This window comes from Desulfuromusa ferrireducens, from assembly GCF_055389805.1.
Genome location: NZ_AP042415.1, coordinates 2374418 through 2391396 on the forward strand (window position 1 = coordinate 2374418; position 16979 = coordinate 2391396).

Annotated in this window: 14 protein-coding genes and 1 pseudogene; 5 read left to right on the plus strand and 10 right to left on the minus strand. The window is 53.1% G+C overall.

Annotation, left to right across the window (positions count from 1 at the left end; translation table 11 throughout):
* Positions 1-88: 88 nt before the first annotated feature.
* Positions 89-265, plus strand: a pseudogene (rpsU, locus tag ACZ5PT_RS10660) (30S ribosomal protein S21); the annotation flags it as partial.
* A 158-nt stretch (positions 266-423) separates the two neighbouring features.
* Here the strand turns inward: rpsU and ACZ5PT_RS10665 are convergent.
* Entirely contained in the window at positions 424-1866 is a 1443-nt protein-coding gene (locus tag ACZ5PT_RS10665; protein ID WP_464263016.1) for a glyceraldehyde-3-phosphate dehydrogenase, read from the minus strand.
* Between the two features lie 263 nt (positions 1867-2129).
* On the opposite strand from ACZ5PT_RS10665, the gene ACZ5PT_RS10670 reads away from it, so the two are divergent.
* Positions 2130-3110, plus strand: a complete 981-nt coding sequence (locus tag ACZ5PT_RS10670) for a class II fructose-bisphosphate aldolase (RefSeq protein ID WP_464263017.1) — start codon at positions 2130-2132, stop codon at positions 3108-3110.
* A 546-nt stretch (positions 3111-3656) separates the two neighbouring features.
* On the plus strand, positions 3657-5642 hold the full coding sequence (locus ACZ5PT_RS10675; protein WP_464263018.1) for a sensor histidine kinase: 1986 nt from the start codon (positions 3657-3659) through the stop codon (positions 5640-5642).
* An 8-nt stretch (positions 5643-5650) separates the two neighbouring features.
* On the opposite strand, the gene ACZ5PT_RS10680 is transcribed toward ACZ5PT_RS10675, so the two are convergent.
* The 5 genes from ACZ5PT_RS10680 to ACZ5PT_RS10700 form a co-directional block, all read right to left on the minus strand.
* Positions 5651-6901, minus strand: a complete 1251-nt coding sequence (locus tag ACZ5PT_RS10680) for a ChaN family lipoprotein (protein WP_464263019.1) — start codon at positions 6899-6901, stop codon at positions 5651-5653.
* A 16-nt stretch (positions 6902-6917) separates the two neighbouring features.
* Positions 6918-7706: an adenosylmethionine decarboxylase gene (gene speD / locus ACZ5PT_RS10685; protein WP_464263020.1), complete on the minus strand. Its 789-nt coding sequence runs from the start codon at positions 7704-7706 to the stop codon at positions 6918-6920.
* Between the two features lie 95 nt (positions 7707-7801).
* Positions 7802-9106, minus strand: a complete 1305-nt coding sequence (gene thiC / locus ACZ5PT_RS10690) for a phosphomethylpyrimidine synthase ThiC (protein WP_464263021.1) — start codon at positions 9104-9106, stop codon at positions 7802-7804.
* A 92-nt stretch (positions 9107-9198) separates the two neighbouring features.
* Entirely contained in the window at positions 9199-10629 is a 1431-nt protein-coding gene (gene thiD / locus ACZ5PT_RS10695) for a bifunctional hydroxymethylpyrimidine kinase/phosphomethylpyrimidine kinase (RefSeq protein ID WP_464263022.1), read from the minus strand.
* Positions 10630-10679: 50 nt separating this feature from the next.
* A complete protein-coding gene (locus ACZ5PT_RS10700; RefSeq protein WP_464263023.1) occupies positions 10680-10865 on the minus strand; it encodes a CooT family nickel-binding protein in 186 nt (61 codons plus the stop codon).
* 183 nt (positions 10866-11048) lie between these two features.
* Here ACZ5PT_RS10700 and alr point away from each other — a divergent pair, with 183 nt between their 5' ends.
* The gene (gene alr / locus ACZ5PT_RS10705; RefSeq protein ID WP_464263024.1) at positions 11049-12194 is read left to right on the plus strand and encodes an alanine racemase; all 1146 of its coding nucleotides are present in this window, start codon (positions 11049-11051) and stop codon (positions 12192-12194) included.
* 1 nt (position 12195) lies between these two features.
* Positions 12196-14079: a tetratricopeptide repeat protein gene (locus ACZ5PT_RS10710; protein WP_464263025.1), complete on the plus strand. Its 1884-nt coding sequence runs from the start codon at positions 12196-12198 to the stop codon at positions 14077-14079.
* A 4-nt stretch (positions 14080-14083) separates the two neighbouring features.
* On the opposite strand, the gene ACZ5PT_RS10715 is transcribed toward ACZ5PT_RS10710, so the two are convergent.
* The 4 genes from ACZ5PT_RS10715 to ACZ5PT_RS10730 are packed head-to-tail and all read right to left on the minus strand — an operon-like array spanning position 14084 to position 16972.
* Positions 14084-14464 carry a DUF2304 domain-containing protein gene (locus ACZ5PT_RS10715; RefSeq protein ID WP_464263026.1) on the minus strand — a complete coding sequence of 127 codons (381 nt, stop codon included), beginning with the start codon at positions 14462-14464 and terminating at the stop codon, positions 14084-14086.
* Between the two features lie 2 nt (positions 14465-14466).
* Positions 14467-15198, minus strand: a complete 732-nt coding sequence (locus ACZ5PT_RS10720) for a glycosyltransferase family 2 protein (protein ID WP_464263027.1) — start codon at positions 15196-15198, stop codon at positions 14467-14469.
* On the minus strand, positions 15195-16604 hold the full coding sequence (locus ACZ5PT_RS10725) for a B12-binding domain-containing radical SAM protein (RefSeq protein WP_464263028.1): 1410 nt from the start codon (positions 16602-16604) through the stop codon (positions 15195-15197). Before ACZ5PT_RS10725 ends, ACZ5PT_RS10720 begins: the two co-directional genes overlap by 4 nt.
* On the minus strand, positions 16601-16972 hold the full coding sequence (locus ACZ5PT_RS10730) for a hypothetical protein (protein ID WP_464263029.1): 372 nt from the start codon (positions 16970-16972) through the stop codon (positions 16601-16603). Before ACZ5PT_RS10730 ends, ACZ5PT_RS10725 begins: the two co-directional genes overlap by 4 nt.
* Positions 16973-16979: the final 7 nt, after the last annotated feature.

Below are 16979 nucleotides of genomic sequence, written 5' to 3' on the forward strand. Positions count from 1 at the left end.
TACTTGACTTGATTTGCCACTGCGGCTATAAGTTCAAACTCTTGTGGCCATGCGCTGCAAAGATACTAAGAAAGCGGGGTGATTGCTCGTGGAAATCACTGTTATCGATGGTAACGTCGAAAAAGCGATTAAAGTTCTCAAGCGTAAGCTGCAGCAGGAAGGTCTCTTCCGTGAAATGAAGCAGCGTAAGTTTTATGAGAAACCAAGCGTTAAGAAAAAACGTAAGGAAAAAGAAGCTCAGCGCCGTCTGCGCAAGAAATTGCGCGCTATGAAGCGCTTCAATTAAGCTTTTTTACATGTTCGTATAAAAACGCCGATCCGGATTCCGGGTCGGCGTTTTTTTGTCTGTGGTCGTTGAAGCAATAAAAAAGCGGACAGCTCTTCCGAGTTTGCCCGCTTTTTTATTATCAAACCGAAATCTGTCTACTTCGGCCAGAGTCCCAGTTTCATTCCGGAGATCTGTTCTACGATCCGTACCACCTGATGGCTGTAGCCGAACTCGTTATCGTACCAGACGTAGAGGACGCAGCGGTTGTCCTGGACGATGGTGGCCAGTGAATCGACGACCCCGGCGTGCCGTGAACCGACCATGTCGGTCGAGACCGCTTCTGGAGAGTTGGTGAAGTCGATCTGGTCCTGCAGCGGTGAGTCGAGGGACATGCCGCGCAGGTAGGTATTCAGCTCGTCGACAGTTGTTTCTGTCTTCAGGGTCAGGTTGAGGATTGCCAGCGACACGTTCGGCGTCGGCACGCGGATGGCGTTGCCGGTCAGTTTCCCTGCCAATTCCGGCAGGGCCTTGGCGACAGCCTTGGCGGCTCCGGTTTCGGTGATGACCATGTTCAGCGCAGCACTGCGACCACGGCGCTCTTTATTGTGGTAGTTGTCGATCAGGTTCTGGTCATTGGTGTAGCTGTGGCAGGTTTCGACGTGACCGTTTTCGATACCGAATTTATCGTTAACCGCTTTCAAAAATGGCACGATGGCATTGGTGGTGCAGCTGGCTGCCGAGAGGATCGCATCAGGGGTATCGAGTAGCTCATGGTTGACACCGTAGACGACGTTGGGGATATCGCCTTTGCCTGGGGCTGTCAACACGACTTGCGAAGCACCCTTGGATTGGAGGTGCCGGCCGAGTCCTTCGCGATCACGCCACTTGCCGGTATTATCGACAACGATGGCGTTGCTGATGCCGTACTGGCTGTAATCGACATCTTCCGGGGCATCGGCGTAGATGATCCGGATCATGTTGCCGTTGGCGATGATCGCGTTTTGTTCTTCATCAACGCGAATGGTGCCTTCGAAGTGACCGTGCACCGAGTCACGGCGCAGCAGACTGGCACGCTTGGCCAGGTCGTCGTCGCTGCCTCTACGAACCACCGCGGCACGCAGGCGCAGTTTATTGCCGCCACCAGCCTGGTCAATCAGGATCCGAGCCAACAACCGACCGATACGACCGAAACCGTAGAGAACGACGTCGCGTGGCTCACTGAGCTGTTGTGATTTGCCGGTATTCAGATCTTTGAGCTGTTCGGCAACGAAACTGTCGATATCCCCACCGTCCTGCTCTTGGTAGCGCAGCACCAATTTCGCCAGATCGACTTTCCCGGGCGAGAGGTCCAGTTTGGTCATCGCTTGCAGGAGCGGGAAGGTGTCTTTAACCCAGATTTCGCGCTTGATGATCTGGCGGGCAAAGCGGTGGCCGCGAAGAATGTCGATAGTTGATTGATTGACCAAGGTGCGGTCGAAGATGGTACAGATCACTTCCCGATCGCGATAAAGCTTGCCGATCAGCGGTATCATTGCTTCGGCAATCGCTTCTCGACTTTTCCAGTCTTTGAAATACTCGTCGGTTTTTTGGTCAACCATGTCAGCCTGGCCTTTCGCTGCAGTGTTAATAAATGAGAAGAGGCAAGGGCCTCAAGGTTTGAAAAAGCGCGCAGATTCTAAGCGAAGTCGCTGCCTAAAGCAACCCCCTTAGGGACGTGTTGGCGGAAAATCGTATACTAAACACCCCTGCTGCTGGACAATCCGTTGATCGGTTGTAATAATAGCGCAGTCTATTCAAACATTCAGACGCAATGCCATTTTCGAATGGATTATATTCACCCCCTCAAGGAGGTTTCAGGCCGATGAGCGACGCTGTCAGTTACAAAGATCTGGGTTTGGTTAATTCGCGGGAACTGTTCCGCAAAGCGGTTGATGGCGGCTATGCCATCCCCGCTTACAATTTTAATAATCTTGAGCAGTTGCAAGCGATTGTTACTGCCTGTGCGGAAACCAATTCGCCGGTGATTATTCAGGTCAGCAAAGGCGCGCGCAACTACGCCAATGAAACCATGTTGCGCTACATGGCGACCGGCGCGGTGCAGATGGCCCGCGAGATGGGGTCGGATATTCCGATTGTCTTGCATCTGGATCATGGCGATACCTTTGAAACCTGTAAAAGTTGTATCGATTCCGGATTTTCCTCGGTGATGATCGATGGTTCTCATCTGCCTTATGACGAAAATGTCGCATTGACCAAGCAGGTGGTTGAGTATGCCCACGCTCACGATGTGACCGTCGAAGGTGAACTGGGAGTGCTGGCCGGGATTGAAGATGACGTTGTCGCCGAGCAATCGACCTACACCCAACCGGACGAAGTCGAGGATTTCGTCAAGAAGACCGGCGTTGATTCATTGGCGATTTCCATCGGGACCAGTCATGGTGCATATAAATTTAAGCTCAAAGAAGGGGAGTCGGTTCCGCCGCTGCGCTTCGATATCCTAGAAGAGTGCGAACAGCGCATCCCCGGTTTTCCGATCGTTCTGCACGGCGCCTCGAGTGTCGTTCAGGAATATGTCGCGCTGATCAACCAATATGGCGGCAAGATGGATGGAGCTGTCGGTGTTCCGGAAGAGCAACTGCGTAAAGCGGCCGCCAGCGCGGTCTGTAAAATTAATATCGATTCTGATGGCCGTCTGGCAGTTACCGCCAAGGTCCGTGAGTACTTGGCCAATGATCCGGGCGAGTTCGATCCGCGCAAATATCTGGGGGCAGCTCGGAGCGAGCTGGTTTCCCTGATTAAGCACAAAAATGAAGCCGTACTGGGCAGTGCCGGTAAGGCGTAATATCCGTATTTAGCGGATTATGAGATTGAAGGGAGCGGAAATTTATTTCCGCTCCCTTTTTTTTGTCAACGGAACGATGTGGGTCGTATTTAGACAGCGTAGTCAGCTGTAAAGTGTTGCAATCCGATTGCTATGTCAAGAATCAAGCGAAGATCGATGCGAGCATGCTGCTCGGGTGATCTTCGCTTGTGATGTTATCGAGCAACAGCGCAACCAGGGTTGCAGGTGCAGCCTTGATTGCATTCTCTGCATGCCTTGTGTGGTGCCGACCCCTTTAATATGTTTTCTAAATAACGCAATTTTGGTTGCACTGCTTGGGAGGCGCTGATTTTGTGTATGGCTCCGTAAGTATCTTTAAATTCAGCCAGTTGCGAACTCATTAGGGGTTGGGTATTGTTCTTGCTAAAGCAAAGGGCTCTGAGAAACTTCATCTGCCGTTTCGAGGGCTATTGACAACCAGGGGTTTGGGTTTAAGGATAAGCTGCAGACTGATCGTGTTATCTCTGGCCTTTATGAAATAAGTAGGCAGGATTAAATGGTGGATAGATGTCGATAAAAGCAAGACTGCTCGTAATTATAGGACTGGTCAGCCTGGTGCTTGGTGTTGCCGCCTGGCAGTTGCTTGCCAGTTCCTACCGGGTGGAGCAAAGGGTCCGATTATTTGTTCCCGCCACCGGGTATCTGCTCGGGATCGCCGAAGTTAATACCGGGTTGACTCGTCAGGCAAAGGAAGCCCTCGACTATTTAGTTTACGGAGATCAGAGCGAGCGTACTGAATTTGCCCATTTGACCAAAGAGGTTGAGCGTGGCTTTGATCTCTGGATCAGGTCCGCGGAAACCCAGAGCCAGCTTGGAGTCGATGGTGAGTTGGAAGATATCGGCGAAGCGAAAGAGCTACGGGAAGCGTATTTGCGCTGGGTAAGGAATGTTCAGAGCACTTTTGCACTGATCGATCAGGGAGATCGGCCTCAGGCTCTTATGCAGTATGGACAGGACGCGTCGATATTGCTGGAGCAACAGATTTTTGCCGGAATCGACATGGCCATGCAGGATGGCTTTAATGAAGTGGAAAATGCTTACCACGAATTGCTCTTGGCCATGGGGGGCAGTTTTTTGGGGCGCTATGAAGATCAGGAAATGCTAAATACCACTCACGCTGTAATCGATTATATGTTTAGTGGTAGTCGGGTCAATTCGGCTCTTGGTCGACAGTTTTCCGCTTTGTCGACCTATCTTTTAAGTGGCGACCCGAAGAGTTTGGCGCGCTATGAAAAGTTGAAAGTTGAGGTGCGTGGGGCCATCTATGAATGGTTGACGGTCGCTGGCAAGCAAGCCGTGGCACCTGAACTGCAACTCTCTCTGCCGGTAGCGGATGTTGTTGCTAATTTGGAAAAAACTCTCAACCTTCAGGACCAGGCCGTTGCTTACCAGCAAGCCGGTGAGTGCCGACGGGCTTTGCAGTTGATTGTTGACAGCCCGATGGAGGGAACTATTGGCAACCACTTGCCGATGATGGTTTTTTCTGCTCTGCAGTCCGGAAGTCAGGAACTGGTCAATTTGACCTCAAAAGCCAGCCGGCAGGGCGCTATTTTTGTCGGTATGGCGTTTCTCTGCGTTCTGCTTCTGGCGCTGCAAATGAGCCGCAACCTGTTGGGGTCTTTGCGGACAATTCAAAGCGGAATGGATGCTGTCAGCGCCGGAAATCTTCAACAGCAGATCAAATTAAGCGGACGGGATGAGTTGGCCCGATTGGCTGGACACTTTAACCGGATGGCGGAAAATCTAAATCAGTCGCGGATTGAGGTGAATCAATTAAATGCCGAACTGGAGCAACGGGTGACAACCCGTACCGGGGAGCTTTCTAAGGCGAATCAGGATTTGGAGGCTTTTAACGCTGCGGTCTCGCATGACCTGCGGACCCCCCTGTCGACGATTATTGGTTATGGTGAATTGCTGCTCGAAGATGAGCCAGCGACAGATATAGTCAGAAAAGAATCGCTAGAAACAATCATTGCCGCAGGGCAGAAGATGGACCGGATCATTGACACCTTGTTGGATCTCTCGAAAATGAACACGATCCAATTACAGCGAACTTCGGTTGATTTGACCGAACTGGTTGAGGGGGTTGCAGCACGGGTGCAGCGGCAGAATCCCCGGCAGGCAGTGAACTTTAAGGTGGAGCCGCGACTAACCGTCGAAGCGGACTATGACCTGTTGATGATTGCCGTAGAAAATCTACTGAGCAACGCCTGGAAATATTCTGCCGGAAAGAATCCGGCGGAAATTGAATTTGGCGCTGCCTATGACAACGAGCGGCGTTTCTTTTTCGTCCGTGACAATGGTGCCGGTTTTGACATGGCTCAGGCAAAGAACCTCTTTCGTCCCTTCCAGCGCCTGCATTCCCAGACAGAGTTTGCCGGCACCGGTGTCGGTTTGGCCACTGTCCAGCGGATTGTACAGTGCCACGGTGGAGAAATCTGGGCAGAAGGAGAGGTCGACGCTGGCGCGACCTTCTATTTTACCCTGCCCTGACTGGGGGACTATTGTTTACCCCGTTTACTCCCCATGCCCATGTCCTGGTGCTTCGGTTCCGCTTCGGTGAACTCGACTGGCAGGGTCAGGGTTTCCTCGCCGCGCAAGAGCGTCAGGCTGATTTTTGCGCCGCCGGCCAACTGGTTGAGTTCATAGATCAGGTCGAAAGGTTCCTTCAGTTCGATGGCATCCATTTTCGTTAGCAGGTCATCTTTGAGAATCCCCACTTTTTGCGCAACCGATTCCGGAACGACACCGGTGATCAGCAGTCCACCCTCTGCTTCGTCAAGCATGATACCGAGTTTTACCCCCGGATTCGGCAGATCTTCGTATTCGGTGTAGGTGACAAAGTGGTAGGGAGGCATCGGATAGTCCGGTTTGGTGACTTTCATCAACCGGTCCTGTTTGTCGGCCGCAAGATTCAGTTCCTGTGAACCGACCAGCAGATAGCTGGCCGGCAGACGGCGGAAAACACGCCGGGGAATACCGTAGCCGTAGCGCACGTGATTGCCGCCAGCGACGACCACCACTTGATGATCTTTTTCAGCCGTTTCAAGATAGTCGGCCAGGTTTTGCGCCATGGTTTCATCCCACAGTGTCTGCACTCGCTGGAAACCGTCGAGCACCGTTTCGCCCATCTGGTGGCCACTGAAGACCGCTTCGACCATCGCCCGCTGATAGGGGTCGTTGTGGTCCATTTGCGGCAGTAGCTGCCGCTCTTCTGCGGTAAGTTCGTTAAAGGGGGTGCGGCCGACTTTTTTCTGTAGCTTTTTATTGGCGTTAAGGGCCTGGACCGGAATTTTGTGGTCGCGGCAGAAGGTCAACAGATCACGATAGAGCCCGAAGTTCATCCGCCAGTTTTTGAACCAGCCGACCTCTTTGAGAAATTCTTTCTCGCTCAGTTCACCAGCCACCCAGCGGTCGAGCAACGGTTGCTGCTCGGGGGTGAACATCTCCATCGCCAAACTTATATTGCCGGAGTTTTGCTCGTTGAGTTTCTGCAGGATTTCTAGTTGCAGGCGATGGGAGGCCGGGTTGTCATGTGTTTCACCGACGTAAACAATCTGCACCCGCCGGGCTTGGTCGACCATCGCCTGTTGATCGACATAAACGCCGGTCGGCAGATGCAGGATGTCACCGATCTGTGGCTCACGCTCAGGTGAATAGGGGGCTTCCGGGTTTCCGAGGAGCTTATGTCCGGGGTGGCAGGCGGTCATCAGTAGCAGCAGCGCCAGCAGGGCGAAGAATTGAAGTCGCATGATTTCCCCTTAAGCATTAGTAGATGTTTTTCGAATAGAAAATTTCGATCATTTCCTGCTCGAGCTTGATTCTGATCTTCTGCAGTTCGGCGGCGGATAAATCCTCATAGGTGGTGGAAAAGAGATATTTATCGAGATCGAAATCCTTCAGCAACATCTTGGTGTGGAACAGGTTCTCCTGGTAGATGTTGATATCAACGCACTGATACTGCTCACGGATCGACTTGCGTATGTATTGCTGGATGCTGTGGATCCGGTGGTCGATAAAATGTTTCTTGCCCTGATAGTCCCGCGTAAAACCACGCACCTTGTAATCCATCAGCACGATATCCGACTCAAACGAGCTGACCAGATGATTGAGCGCTTTAAGTGGACTGATTTTACCACAAGTAGAGACATCGACATCAACCCTGAAGGTCGAAATACCTGATTTATTATCCGTTTCCGGGTAGGTGTGAATGCAGAGGTGGCTTTTATCCAAGTGGGCCAAGATCTGATCCGGCTTCGGTTCAACCGGTTCTTCGGCGATCAGGATGGTGACTGAGGCGCCCATCGGATCGTAATCCTGGCTGGAGATGTTGAGAATGTTGGCGCCGATGATCTCGGTGACTTCGGTCAAAATCCGCGTCAGTCGGTCGGCGTTATATTCCTCGTCGATATACTCCAGATATTCTTTGCGCGCTTCGGGTCGCTTGGCGTAGCAGACGTCGTAGATATTAAAGGAGAGACTTTTGGTCAGATTGTTGAATCCACGCAGCTTGATTTTCGGCCGGCGGCGTGGGCGGGCAACTTTTTTAGCGCACATTGGCAGCGATCTCCTGAAATCGGCACCGGGCTAAGCCCGGTGCCATGTTGATGTTTTCAGACAGAAGAAAACGGCCGATTATAGGTTCGTTTGAACTAACCGGCAACAGCTTTTTTATCGCTACGTTCGTTCATGACTTTGTAGGCGCATAAAGCACCGCACATGGTGCAGGCACCATGCTCTTCGTCAACGCCCGATTCGGCGCGCAGGCGACGGGCTTTTTCCGGATCAATGGCCAGCTCAAACTGACCGGCCCAGTCGAGCTTTTTGCGGCAGCGGGCCATAGCGTTGTCTTTTTCTATGGCACCAGGCACCCCTTTGACAATATCGGCAGCATGGGCGGCAATTCGTACTGCCATGACGCCTTCATGAACATCCTCGACGGTCGGCAGGCGCAGGTGCTCGCTGGGGGTGACGTAGCAGAGGAAGTCAGCACCCGCGGCCGCGGCAACCGTGCCACCGATAGCCGAGGTGATGTGGTCATAACCGGGAGCGATATCGGTGACCAGCGGTCCGAGGACGTAAAAGGGGGCACCGTGGCAAATCCGCTTCTGCAGTTTGATATTGGCTTCGATCTGGTTCAGAGGCATATGCCCCGGACCTTCGATCATCACCTGGATACCGGCATCCTGGGCGCGCTGGGTCAGTTCGCCTAAAATCAGCAGTTCGTGAATCTGCGCACGGTCGGTCGCGTCGGCCAGGCAGCCGGGACGGAAGCCGTCACCGAGAGAGAGGACCGCATCGTAGGGGCGGACGATTTCCAGCAGCCGGTCATAAAATTCGTAGAGCGGATTCTGCGCTTTGTTGTACAGCATCCACTCGACGGTGAAGGAGCCGCCACGGGAGACGACCTCCATGATCCGACCTTCGTTTTCCATGCGGGCGACGGTTTCGAGGGTCACGCCACAGTGAACGGTGATGAAGTCGACGCCATCTTCGAGATGCTTTTCCACCCCGGCAAAGATGTCCTCGACAGTCATGTCGACGATTGGCTTGCCTTGGGTCAATACGGCATCACAGGCAGCCTGATAAAGGGGCACGCTGCCGATGCAGACATCGGTCTGGGCGATGATGGCGGCACGGATTTCGTCGATCGGTCCACCGGTCGACAGGTCCATGATCGCATCGGCACCGGCGGCGACAGCAACCTTGGCTTTTTCCAGCTCATTGTCGATGCTGGTGTCATCGGAGCTGGTGCCGAGATTGGCGTTGGTCTTGGTGCGCAACCCTTCGCCAACGGCCAATGGTGGCGCGTTGGTGTGCTTGTTGTTGCGGCAGATAACGGCCGTTCCGGCGGCCATCTTCTGGCGCAGGATCTCCGGGTCGATATTTTCGGCAGCGGCGGCTTGCCGCATCAAATCACTGATCTGCCCGTCGCGGGCCATCTCCAACTGAGTCATTTCAAATATCCTCAAAAGTGAAAAGCAGCGCTGTCACTGGTGCAGTGGTAGCGCTGCGGGTGAACGTTTGTATACGGTTGTCGGGCGCTAGTCTAATCTACCGGGGCCTCTTCATGCAAGAGTTGCATTGCCGCTTTAAAATGATTAACTGGGCCGTGCCCTTTGCCGAGCGGCACCGAATGTTCAATCGCCAGGCTGACAAAGCGCTTGGCCCGTTCTACGGCGCGGCGTAGCGGATAGCCTTGAGCGAGGAAAGTGGCGATGGCGGACGACAGGGTGCAGCCGGTGCCATGGGTGTTGATGGTGTTGAAGCGCGGTGAACTGAAGCTGAATTCGTCATCCCCTAGCAGTAGGATGTCGGTCGCTTCACCATCTAGGTGCCCCCCTTTGATAAGGATATTACGGGTTCCCAATTCTTGCAGATTGCGCCCGGCATCAATCATTTCTTCGACACTGCGCGGCTCGATACCGGTTAGCGCCTCAACTTCCGGCAGATTCGGGGTCAGCAGGTACGATTCCGGCAGCAGCCGTGAAATCAAACTTTCGTGTGCTTCTTTGTCGAGCAGTGATTCACCGCCTTTGGCGACCATCACCGGATCAACCACTGCCAGCAAAGAGCGGTCGGCGATCACTTTGGCGACGCGGGTGACGATGCCCCCCCAGCTGAGCATGCCGGTTTTGACGGTGTCGGTGCCGATGTCGTCGAGGATGGTGTTTAGCTGCTTGATGACGAAATCGGTGTGCACTTGGTAGGTTTCGGCAACACCGAGGGTGTTCTGGGCGGTCAGCGCGGTCAGCGTGCTGCTGGCGTAACTGCCGAGCAGGCTGATGGTTTTGATGTCTGCCTGGATGCCGGCACCACCGCCCGAATCGGATCCGGCAATGGTTAACACCCGGCCGTTGGGATTCGGTTGGTTGCGGTTAAAGAGCAGCGAATATTCCTTGGCGGCACGAGCCGGATCGGCATCTGCCATGATGCCGGAGATCACCGCGATTGAATCGGCTCCAGCCTCAATCGCCTCGAAGGCGCCGTCTGGAGTAATGCCGCCGATTGCCACCAACGGCACGCGCACCGCTTTGCGAACGTTACGCAGGGTGTCAAGTCCGACCTGGGTGGTGTCGTTTTTGCTGTCGGTGGCAAAGATGCTGCCAATCGCAATGTAGTCGGCACCCTGAGCTTCGGCTTTGAGGGCTTCCTCGACGCTGTGGGTGGAAATGCCGATGATCTTGCCACCGCCAAGCAGTTGTCGCGCCTGAACCGCTGGCATATCATCCTGGCCCAGATGGACGCCATCGGCATTGACATCGCGAGCCAATTCCGGCAGGTCGTTGATGATCAGCAGCGCATCGTGGCGACTGCAAAGTTCACGCAGGTCCTGCGCCATTTTGCGCCGCTCGTCCGGGCGGATGTTTTTTGCCCGATACTGAACAACGCGGGCACCGCCGGTCAGGGCTGCCGCAACTTTCTGCAGTAATTTTCCATCCAGGTTGTCGTCGGTGATCAGGTACAGTCCGGAGAGCATCGGTAATCTCCCTTGCGGAAATCTATAGGGCTAAGCTAAAAGGCAAAGAATCAGGCGAGGACAATGCGCTGATTCATCAAGTCGATTTCACAGATTTGACCGGCAATTTTGCTGGTTTTGCCGAACGAATCGATCAGTTTTAGTCCATCTTCTTCAATCAAAACAGTTGCGATGTCATCTAAGTTGGTCTCTTGCTCATTGTTGATCAGTTTGAATGGGCCGTAATCAAGGCACATATTTAATATCTCCATCGGCTAAAGGACTTCAGGTACAATAGAAAATCGTAACAGTCTCGACTCTTTGGTGTCAATTAACTTTCCTGTTGATTGCTACTTTACAGCCGCATCATGGACGTATTATGTATGACTCTTTCGCTCCATAAACTTTTTGTGCCCGCTATTTGATAGGAGGAATGATAGGTGAACGACAGCTTCTCTTCCCGACCCACCTGGGTCGACATTGATCTGGCCGCCCTTGGGCACAATCTACGCCAGGCCGAGCGTTTCTGCTTGAATCATCAGCGCATCTTAACAGTTGTCAAGGCGGATGCCTACGGCCATGGTGTCATCCCGGTGGCGCGGTACTTCCAGCAGGCTGGAGTGCGGGATTTTGCCGTTGCCACCCTGGAAGAAGCGCTGGAGCTGCGGCGTGCTGGACTCGACGAGTCCCTGCTGGTTTTGGGGGGCTGCTTTCCGGGACAGGAGGGGGCTTTTCTCGAACATCATCTGTTGCCGGCTTTATTCGATCTGCAAACCGCAGTTCGTATGAATGCCGAAGCGTTGCAGCAAAATCGCCAGCTCGCCGTCCACCTCAAGATTGACAGCGGGATGGGCCGGGTCGGTTTTCTGCCGCAGCAGCTTGGTGAGTTTTTGCCGCAGTTGCTGCAACTGAAGGGCTTGAAAGTTGCCGGGCTGATGTCGCACCTGGCCTGCGCCGATGAACTCGATTCGGTAGTGACTGCGCAGCAGTTGCAGCAATTTCGCGCCGTACAGACCATGTTGCGCGATGCTGGTATTCTGCCGGAGGATATTCATATCAGCAACAGTGCTGGCCTGTCCGGTTTGGATGTGCCCGAAGCGACTATCGTGCGCCCCGGGATCATGCTTTACGGTGGTTTGCCCGGTGCCGCTTTTGCCGAAAAGCTTGATCTGCAACCAGTGATGCATCTGCGCAGCCGTATCGCTCAGCTGCGCACCTTGCCGGCCGGTAGTGGTGTTTCTTACGGGCATAAATTTCATGCCGCGCGCGAAACCCGCGTCGCGGTACTGCCGATCGGTTATGCCGATGGCTACAATCGGCTGTTCTCCAGCTGCGGGCAGGGGATTCTCCACGGGCAAAAAGTACCGCTGATCGGCCGCGTCTGTATGGACTGGATCATGTTCGATGTCACCGACTTGCCGCAAACCGAGATCGGTGATTGCATCACCCTGCTCGGCAGCGCCGGTGGGTTATCTATTTTGGGCGATGATTGGGCCGAGCAGTTGGGCACCATTTCTTATGAGGTGTTTTGCCGTATCGGCAGTCGCGTGCCGCGGCGTTATTTGCAAGAGGGGGAATGTCCCTAGAATGGCAAACGATAGTTCTGGAATAAAAAAAACTGAAGTGATTAATTCCGAGCGCTTCTTACCGCACTTGCCAGCGGTGCTGTTTTTAATTCTGACAGGAAGTCTTCTTTATTCTGTTAGTTTGGATGCTCCCTGGTATTTTGATGATTATCCAAATATCGTCGATAATCAAAAGATCAGGGATCTCTGGCGGATTGCCGGAAACTTTTTCTCGCCTCGAGGTCTGTCGTACCTGTCTTTTGCTCTCGATTATCACTTCTGGCAGTTATCTCCAGCACCCTATCGATTGATGAATGTAGGTTTACACCTGTGTAATGGGTTGATGGTCTATTGGTTGATTCAGGTTTTGGTACAGAGGCGGGACTATGCTTTCTGGGTGGCGTTGATTTTTCTGGCTCACCCACTGCAGACCCAGGCGGTGACCTATATTGTGCAACGGATGACGTCCCTCAGTTGCCTGTTCTTCCTGTCGGCACTGATAATGTACGTACACGGGAGAAAGCGGATGGAAGTTGTTCAGTCGCAAGCCCGGTTGGGCTGGTTGCTGTTGGCAGGCACTTTTTTGCTCGGCATCTGTTCCATTCTTACAAAAGAAAATACCGCTGTTCTTCCGGCCGTTTTACTGCTGTTGGAGTTTTTCTTTATAGCTTCGGGTGCCTTCGTTTGGAAGAAACGCTTGTTGTTTGTCCTGCCATTTTTCCTGGTGCCGTTGCTCGGTCTGATGTTGCAGGTGACTGATGTGGCAAGTCCCTTGAGTGTGGTTGGTGGTGGAATCGAATACTTTGTACTGGCGCAGGATGGGGCTGGCCAGGTACTGGCTGATATCCAACCGGAGCATCTAAGGGGACGTTATTTGGCGACACAGGCGGTCGTTATCTGGCAATACGTTGGGTTGTTTTTCTGGCCGCAGCAACAGGCTCTGGATTATTGCTATCCGCTTGTCGATAGTCTGTTAAATTGGCGGAGCCTGATGGGTGGCACTGGTCTGCTCACTTTGCTTGCTGTTGCTTGGCGGCTGCGTAGACTCCGGCCATTAATAAGTTTTGGGATCGGGTGGTTTTTGTTGTTGTTGCTCGTGGAATCTTCGGTTATTCCTTTGGATGCTTTTTTTGAGCACCGTATGTATGTGCCGTTGATCGGGCTGGGACTGGTGCTGGTCGATAGTTGCGACTGGTTTTTGTCACGAATCAACCGGTTTGTTCTGCTTGCTCTGTTTGTTAGTCCGCTACTGCTGTTGACATGGCAGCGAAACGAGCTTTGGACCGACAAAGTGGCTTTTTGGGAAGACAATATTAGCAAACACCCCTTTGCGTATCGGCCCTATGAAAATCTTGGGAAGGCATATTATAGTGCCGGAGATTTGTGGTCAGCGCAGGAAGCGTTCGCTAGGGCACTGCAGTTGAATCCAGATGCGGCGCAACCTCATGTCGGTTTGGGTGTCTTGTACGACGAACTGGGGCTGCGGGAACAGGCCATTACTTTGTTGGAGAAAGCGTTGACAATGGAAGGGCAGCGTTCGTTGGCCGCATACAGCCTAGGGGTTGTTTACGAGAAAACTGCAGAATATGGGAAAGCCGAAGAGTATTATCGTCTGGCAACCTATTTTGATTCGAAAAATCACAAGGGGTATCTCGGTTTGGGTGTGGTGCTTTACCACCAAGGTGACCTGTCCGCGGCTCTTGTCCAGTTCGGTAAAGCGATACGCCTTGCTCCAACCGAGGCGGATGCGTTGTTCAATTACGCATCTGTTGCGTTGGAGTTGGGTCGTGTGGAGGAGTCGCGTAGCTATCTGCCACGACTGAAGCGATTGGATGCAGGTTTTTATCGACAGCTTTTACGTGATATTGAAGCTGCTGAATTGAAATTGCCAGAGGGGGTAGAATAAGATTTTACTTATTTTGGGCTTCGGTGAGGGCTGTCTGCGCTTGCCGCAGCTTGTACACTTCCAGCTCTAGTAAGGCATTCTGCTGGGCTAAGTTCTTTGCCTGTTCAGTCAAGCGAGATATTTTTATCGAAAATTGCACTGCAATCAGCATCAAAAAAATGATCGAACCGAGAAATAAGGTTGAGGTCGGCAGGCCCGCACCGATCAGGTTGGTTAACGCGACCAGCCAGTCATATTTAAGAATCAGCACCAGCATGACAACGGCCGTTGCCAGCCAGAGAACGGAATATTCCTCACGTAATTTCTTGCGCCGCACCATCTCCAGAATAAACAGAAAAATACTCACGGAAATCAGCAGGGCGAAGAGCTTTTGATTGATCGGCATAATCAGTTCCCTCGATAGAATTTACGACTGCGCAACACGGTGACCAGAATGGAGAGCAGCATTTTAAACACGTAGTAGAACGGTTTGGCGCCACTGTGCATCGATTTCCCTTCGGGGTTTTCATACATCTTCACCGGGATTTCTTTGATTGTAAACCCAGCCAGATGCAGGCTGATCAGCACATCGGCATCGGGATAATCGCAGGGGAAAACATCCTGAGTAAAAAAGCGAATCACTTTGGCGTTAAAAGCTTGATAGCCGGAGGTGCAATCTTTGAGGTCCTGACCGATGATGTTGGTGACCAGAAAACGGAACAATTTCATCCCGGTGCGGCGCAGCAGCGGCGGTTGGTAGCTTTCACTGTTAGCAAGAAAACGCGAGCCGAGGGCAAAGTCGGCCTCCCCGGCAATAACCGGTTGCAGGAGAGAAAGAATCCCGTCGGGGTCATGCTGGCCATCGGCATCAATTTGGACCAGGTAGGCGTAGCCTGCTTTTGCGGCGTATTTATAGCCGGTCTGAATCGCCACCCCGTAGCCCAAATTGAAGGGATGTGTAATCACCGTGGCTCCTGCTTGCCGCGCCTGAGCGGCCGTGGCATCAGCAGAACCGTCGTCAATAACCAGTATGTCCGTGCCTGGCATTACTTGTGAGATGCCGTGAATGACGTTGGCAATCTGCCGAGCTTCATTGAACGCCGGAAGGATGGTGAGGGTTTTTTCGGCCACGTCGGTCATTTGTCGCCTCTCGAGAGCACTTTCTCCCGCGCCTGTTTGAACAGATATTTGGGCAGGTCGGAAAGCATCGGGTGTTGCCAGAGGTTGCTGGCATTGTGTAGCAGGCGGTAGCGCTGGAATTTTTTGTAAACACGGATCAGTTGCTCCCGCGTTAAGGTTTCAGAGAGGATAATCGCCTTTTGTGGGTTGACGCCGAAGTTGACGTTCAGCCTAGACCAATCCATCTGCTCATCTTCTCTGACCAGCCCCTTGGCCAGGGCATTTTCCCAGACCGGGGTGCCAGGAAAGGGGGTGAGGACGTAAGTGTCGAACAAGCTGACCTTTTCCGTTTTGATGAAATTATAGGTGTCGCGGATCTCTTCCTCCGTCTCGTCGGGGGCGCCAATAACAAACGAAGCATTGGCCATGATCCCTTGCCGACGCAGCAGCCTGATTGCGTTGCGGTTGTGTTCTACCGTGATCCCCGACCCTTTGAGCCAGCTCAAAACTCTCTGGTTGCCCGATTCCAGACCCATCCCTACTGAGGCGATGCCCATCGCTTTTAAGCCCTCGGCGATCTCCTCGGTCACCGTGTTGGCGCGTAAGGAACAAGAAAAGCGGACCTTATTCGTGAGGCCTTTGCGTTGCAACTGTTCGACAATGGTGAAAAAGCGCTTTTTGTCAGCGATGAAAAGGTCGTCAAAAAAGCTGATAAAGCGGGGTTGTTGATAGCGGACCAGCTCTTCGATTTCTGCGACCACCCGCTCCGCCGAAAAAAAGCGCACTTGGTTCCAGAACCTCGAGGAGGCACAGAAATTACAGCGATAGGGACAGCCCCTGGAGGTGAACAGGTAGGTGTGGGATGACGTCTGCGAGTGGGAACGATTGGGCTTCGGTAACTGGTCCAGATTTTCCAACGGTGCCCGGGCCGCGGTCTGAACTAGCTTGCCAGCAGTCTCGCGAAAGATGATTCCGGCGATAGAATGCAGGTGTTTGGGCTCCAGCTGCTGTGAGAACCAAAGTTGAAACAGCTCGACGATGGTTGCTTCGCCCTCGCCGAGCACACCAATATCCATCCCCTTTGCCAGGGTCTGGGGCAAAAAAGAGATGTGGACGCCGCCGACCAGCACCAGGGCCCCCTGTTGTTTCGCCAACTGTGCATAGCTTTGCGCCAAGTGGTAGTTCTGGCTGACGGCGGAGATGGCGACAATCTGTGGCGCAAAGGCTTGCAGGGTTTCCTGAACTTTGCGGTCGATGACTTTAAACTGGAATTGTTCCGTTCCGAATTCCTGCTCAAGTGCCGCGATTAAGTAGCCGATGCCGAGGTTGGGATACCTGCTTTCAACCTCAGAATAAGGGTTGATGGCATTGATCCAGAGGATTTTAAGCTTCTTGCCGGTCGGCTGCTGTTTGGCCGGTTGTTTCATCGCAGGAATTCCAGCTTGGTTACCACGCAAATAACCCCGAGGGTAATTAGGCACAATCCCAGCCATTGGGCCGGGGCGAGTTTTTCATTGTAAATCCACCAAGTCATCAGCGGCAGCAGCAGGTAGAAAAAGGCACCGGAAATGCCGAAGGCATAGCCCAGGTTGGCACGGGCGAGGACAAAAATCCACAAGGCGAAGCTGATTACCTGTAGGCTGATGCTGGCGAGAATCAACGGCGATCTGGCTGCGGCCAGTAAGGCTGAAAATTCCAGTTTGTCGATGCCCAGCGCCATAACTCCTTTTTTGAGGATCAGTTGGCTGATGACAGTGGTGCTGGAAACGGCAAAAATCAGGAGTGCTGTTTTCATGGCTCTC

Coding starts and splice junctions, on each gene's coding strand:
- ACZ5PT_RS10665 (WP_464263016.1), bottom strand. CDS start 1,866: ATGGTTGACCAAAAAACCGACGAGTATTTCAAAGACTGGAAAAGTCGA.
- ACZ5PT_RS10670 (WP_464263017.1), top strand. CDS start 2,130: ATGAGCGACGCTGTCAGTTACAAAGATCTGGGTTTGGTTAATTCGCGG.
- ACZ5PT_RS10675 (WP_464263018.1), top strand. CDS start 3,657: ATGTCGATAAAAGCAAGACTGCTCGTAATTATAGGACTGGTCAGCCTG.
- ACZ5PT_RS10680 (WP_464263019.1), bottom strand. CDS start 6,901: ATGCGACTTCAATTCTTCGCCCTGCTGGCGCTGCTGCTACTGATGACC.
- speD (WP_464263020.1), bottom strand. CDS start 7,706: ATGTGCGCTAAAAAAGTTGCCCGCCCACGCCGCCGGCCGAAAATCAAG.
- thiC (WP_464263021.1), bottom strand. CDS start 9,106: ATGACTCAGTTGGAGATGGCCCGCGACGGGCAGATCAGTGATTTGATG.
- thiD (WP_464263022.1), bottom strand. CDS start 10,629: ATGCTCTCCGGACTGTACCTGATCACCGACGACAACCTGGATGGAAAA.
- ACZ5PT_RS10700 (WP_464263023.1), bottom strand. CDS start 10,865: ATGTGCCTTGATTACGGCCCATTCAAACTGATCAACAATGAGCAAGAG.
- ACZ5PT_RS10710 (WP_464263025.1), top strand. CDS start 12,196: ATGGCAAACGATAGTTCTGGAATAAAAAAAACTGAAGTGATTAATTCC.
- ACZ5PT_RS10715 (WP_464263026.1), bottom strand. CDS start 14,464: ATGCCGATCAATCAAAAGCTCTTCGCCCTGCTGATTTCCGTGAGTATT.
- ACZ5PT_RS10720 (WP_464263027.1), bottom strand. CDS start 15,198: ATGACCGACGTGGCCGAAAAAACCCTCACCATCCTTCCGGCGTTCAAT.
- ACZ5PT_RS10725 (WP_464263028.1), bottom strand. CDS start 16,604: ATGAAACAACCGGCCAAACAGCAGCCGACCGGCAAGAAGCTTAAAATC.
- ACZ5PT_RS10730 (WP_464263029.1), bottom strand. CDS start 16,972: ATGAAAACAGCACTCCTGATTTTTGCCGTTTCCAGCACCACTGTCATC.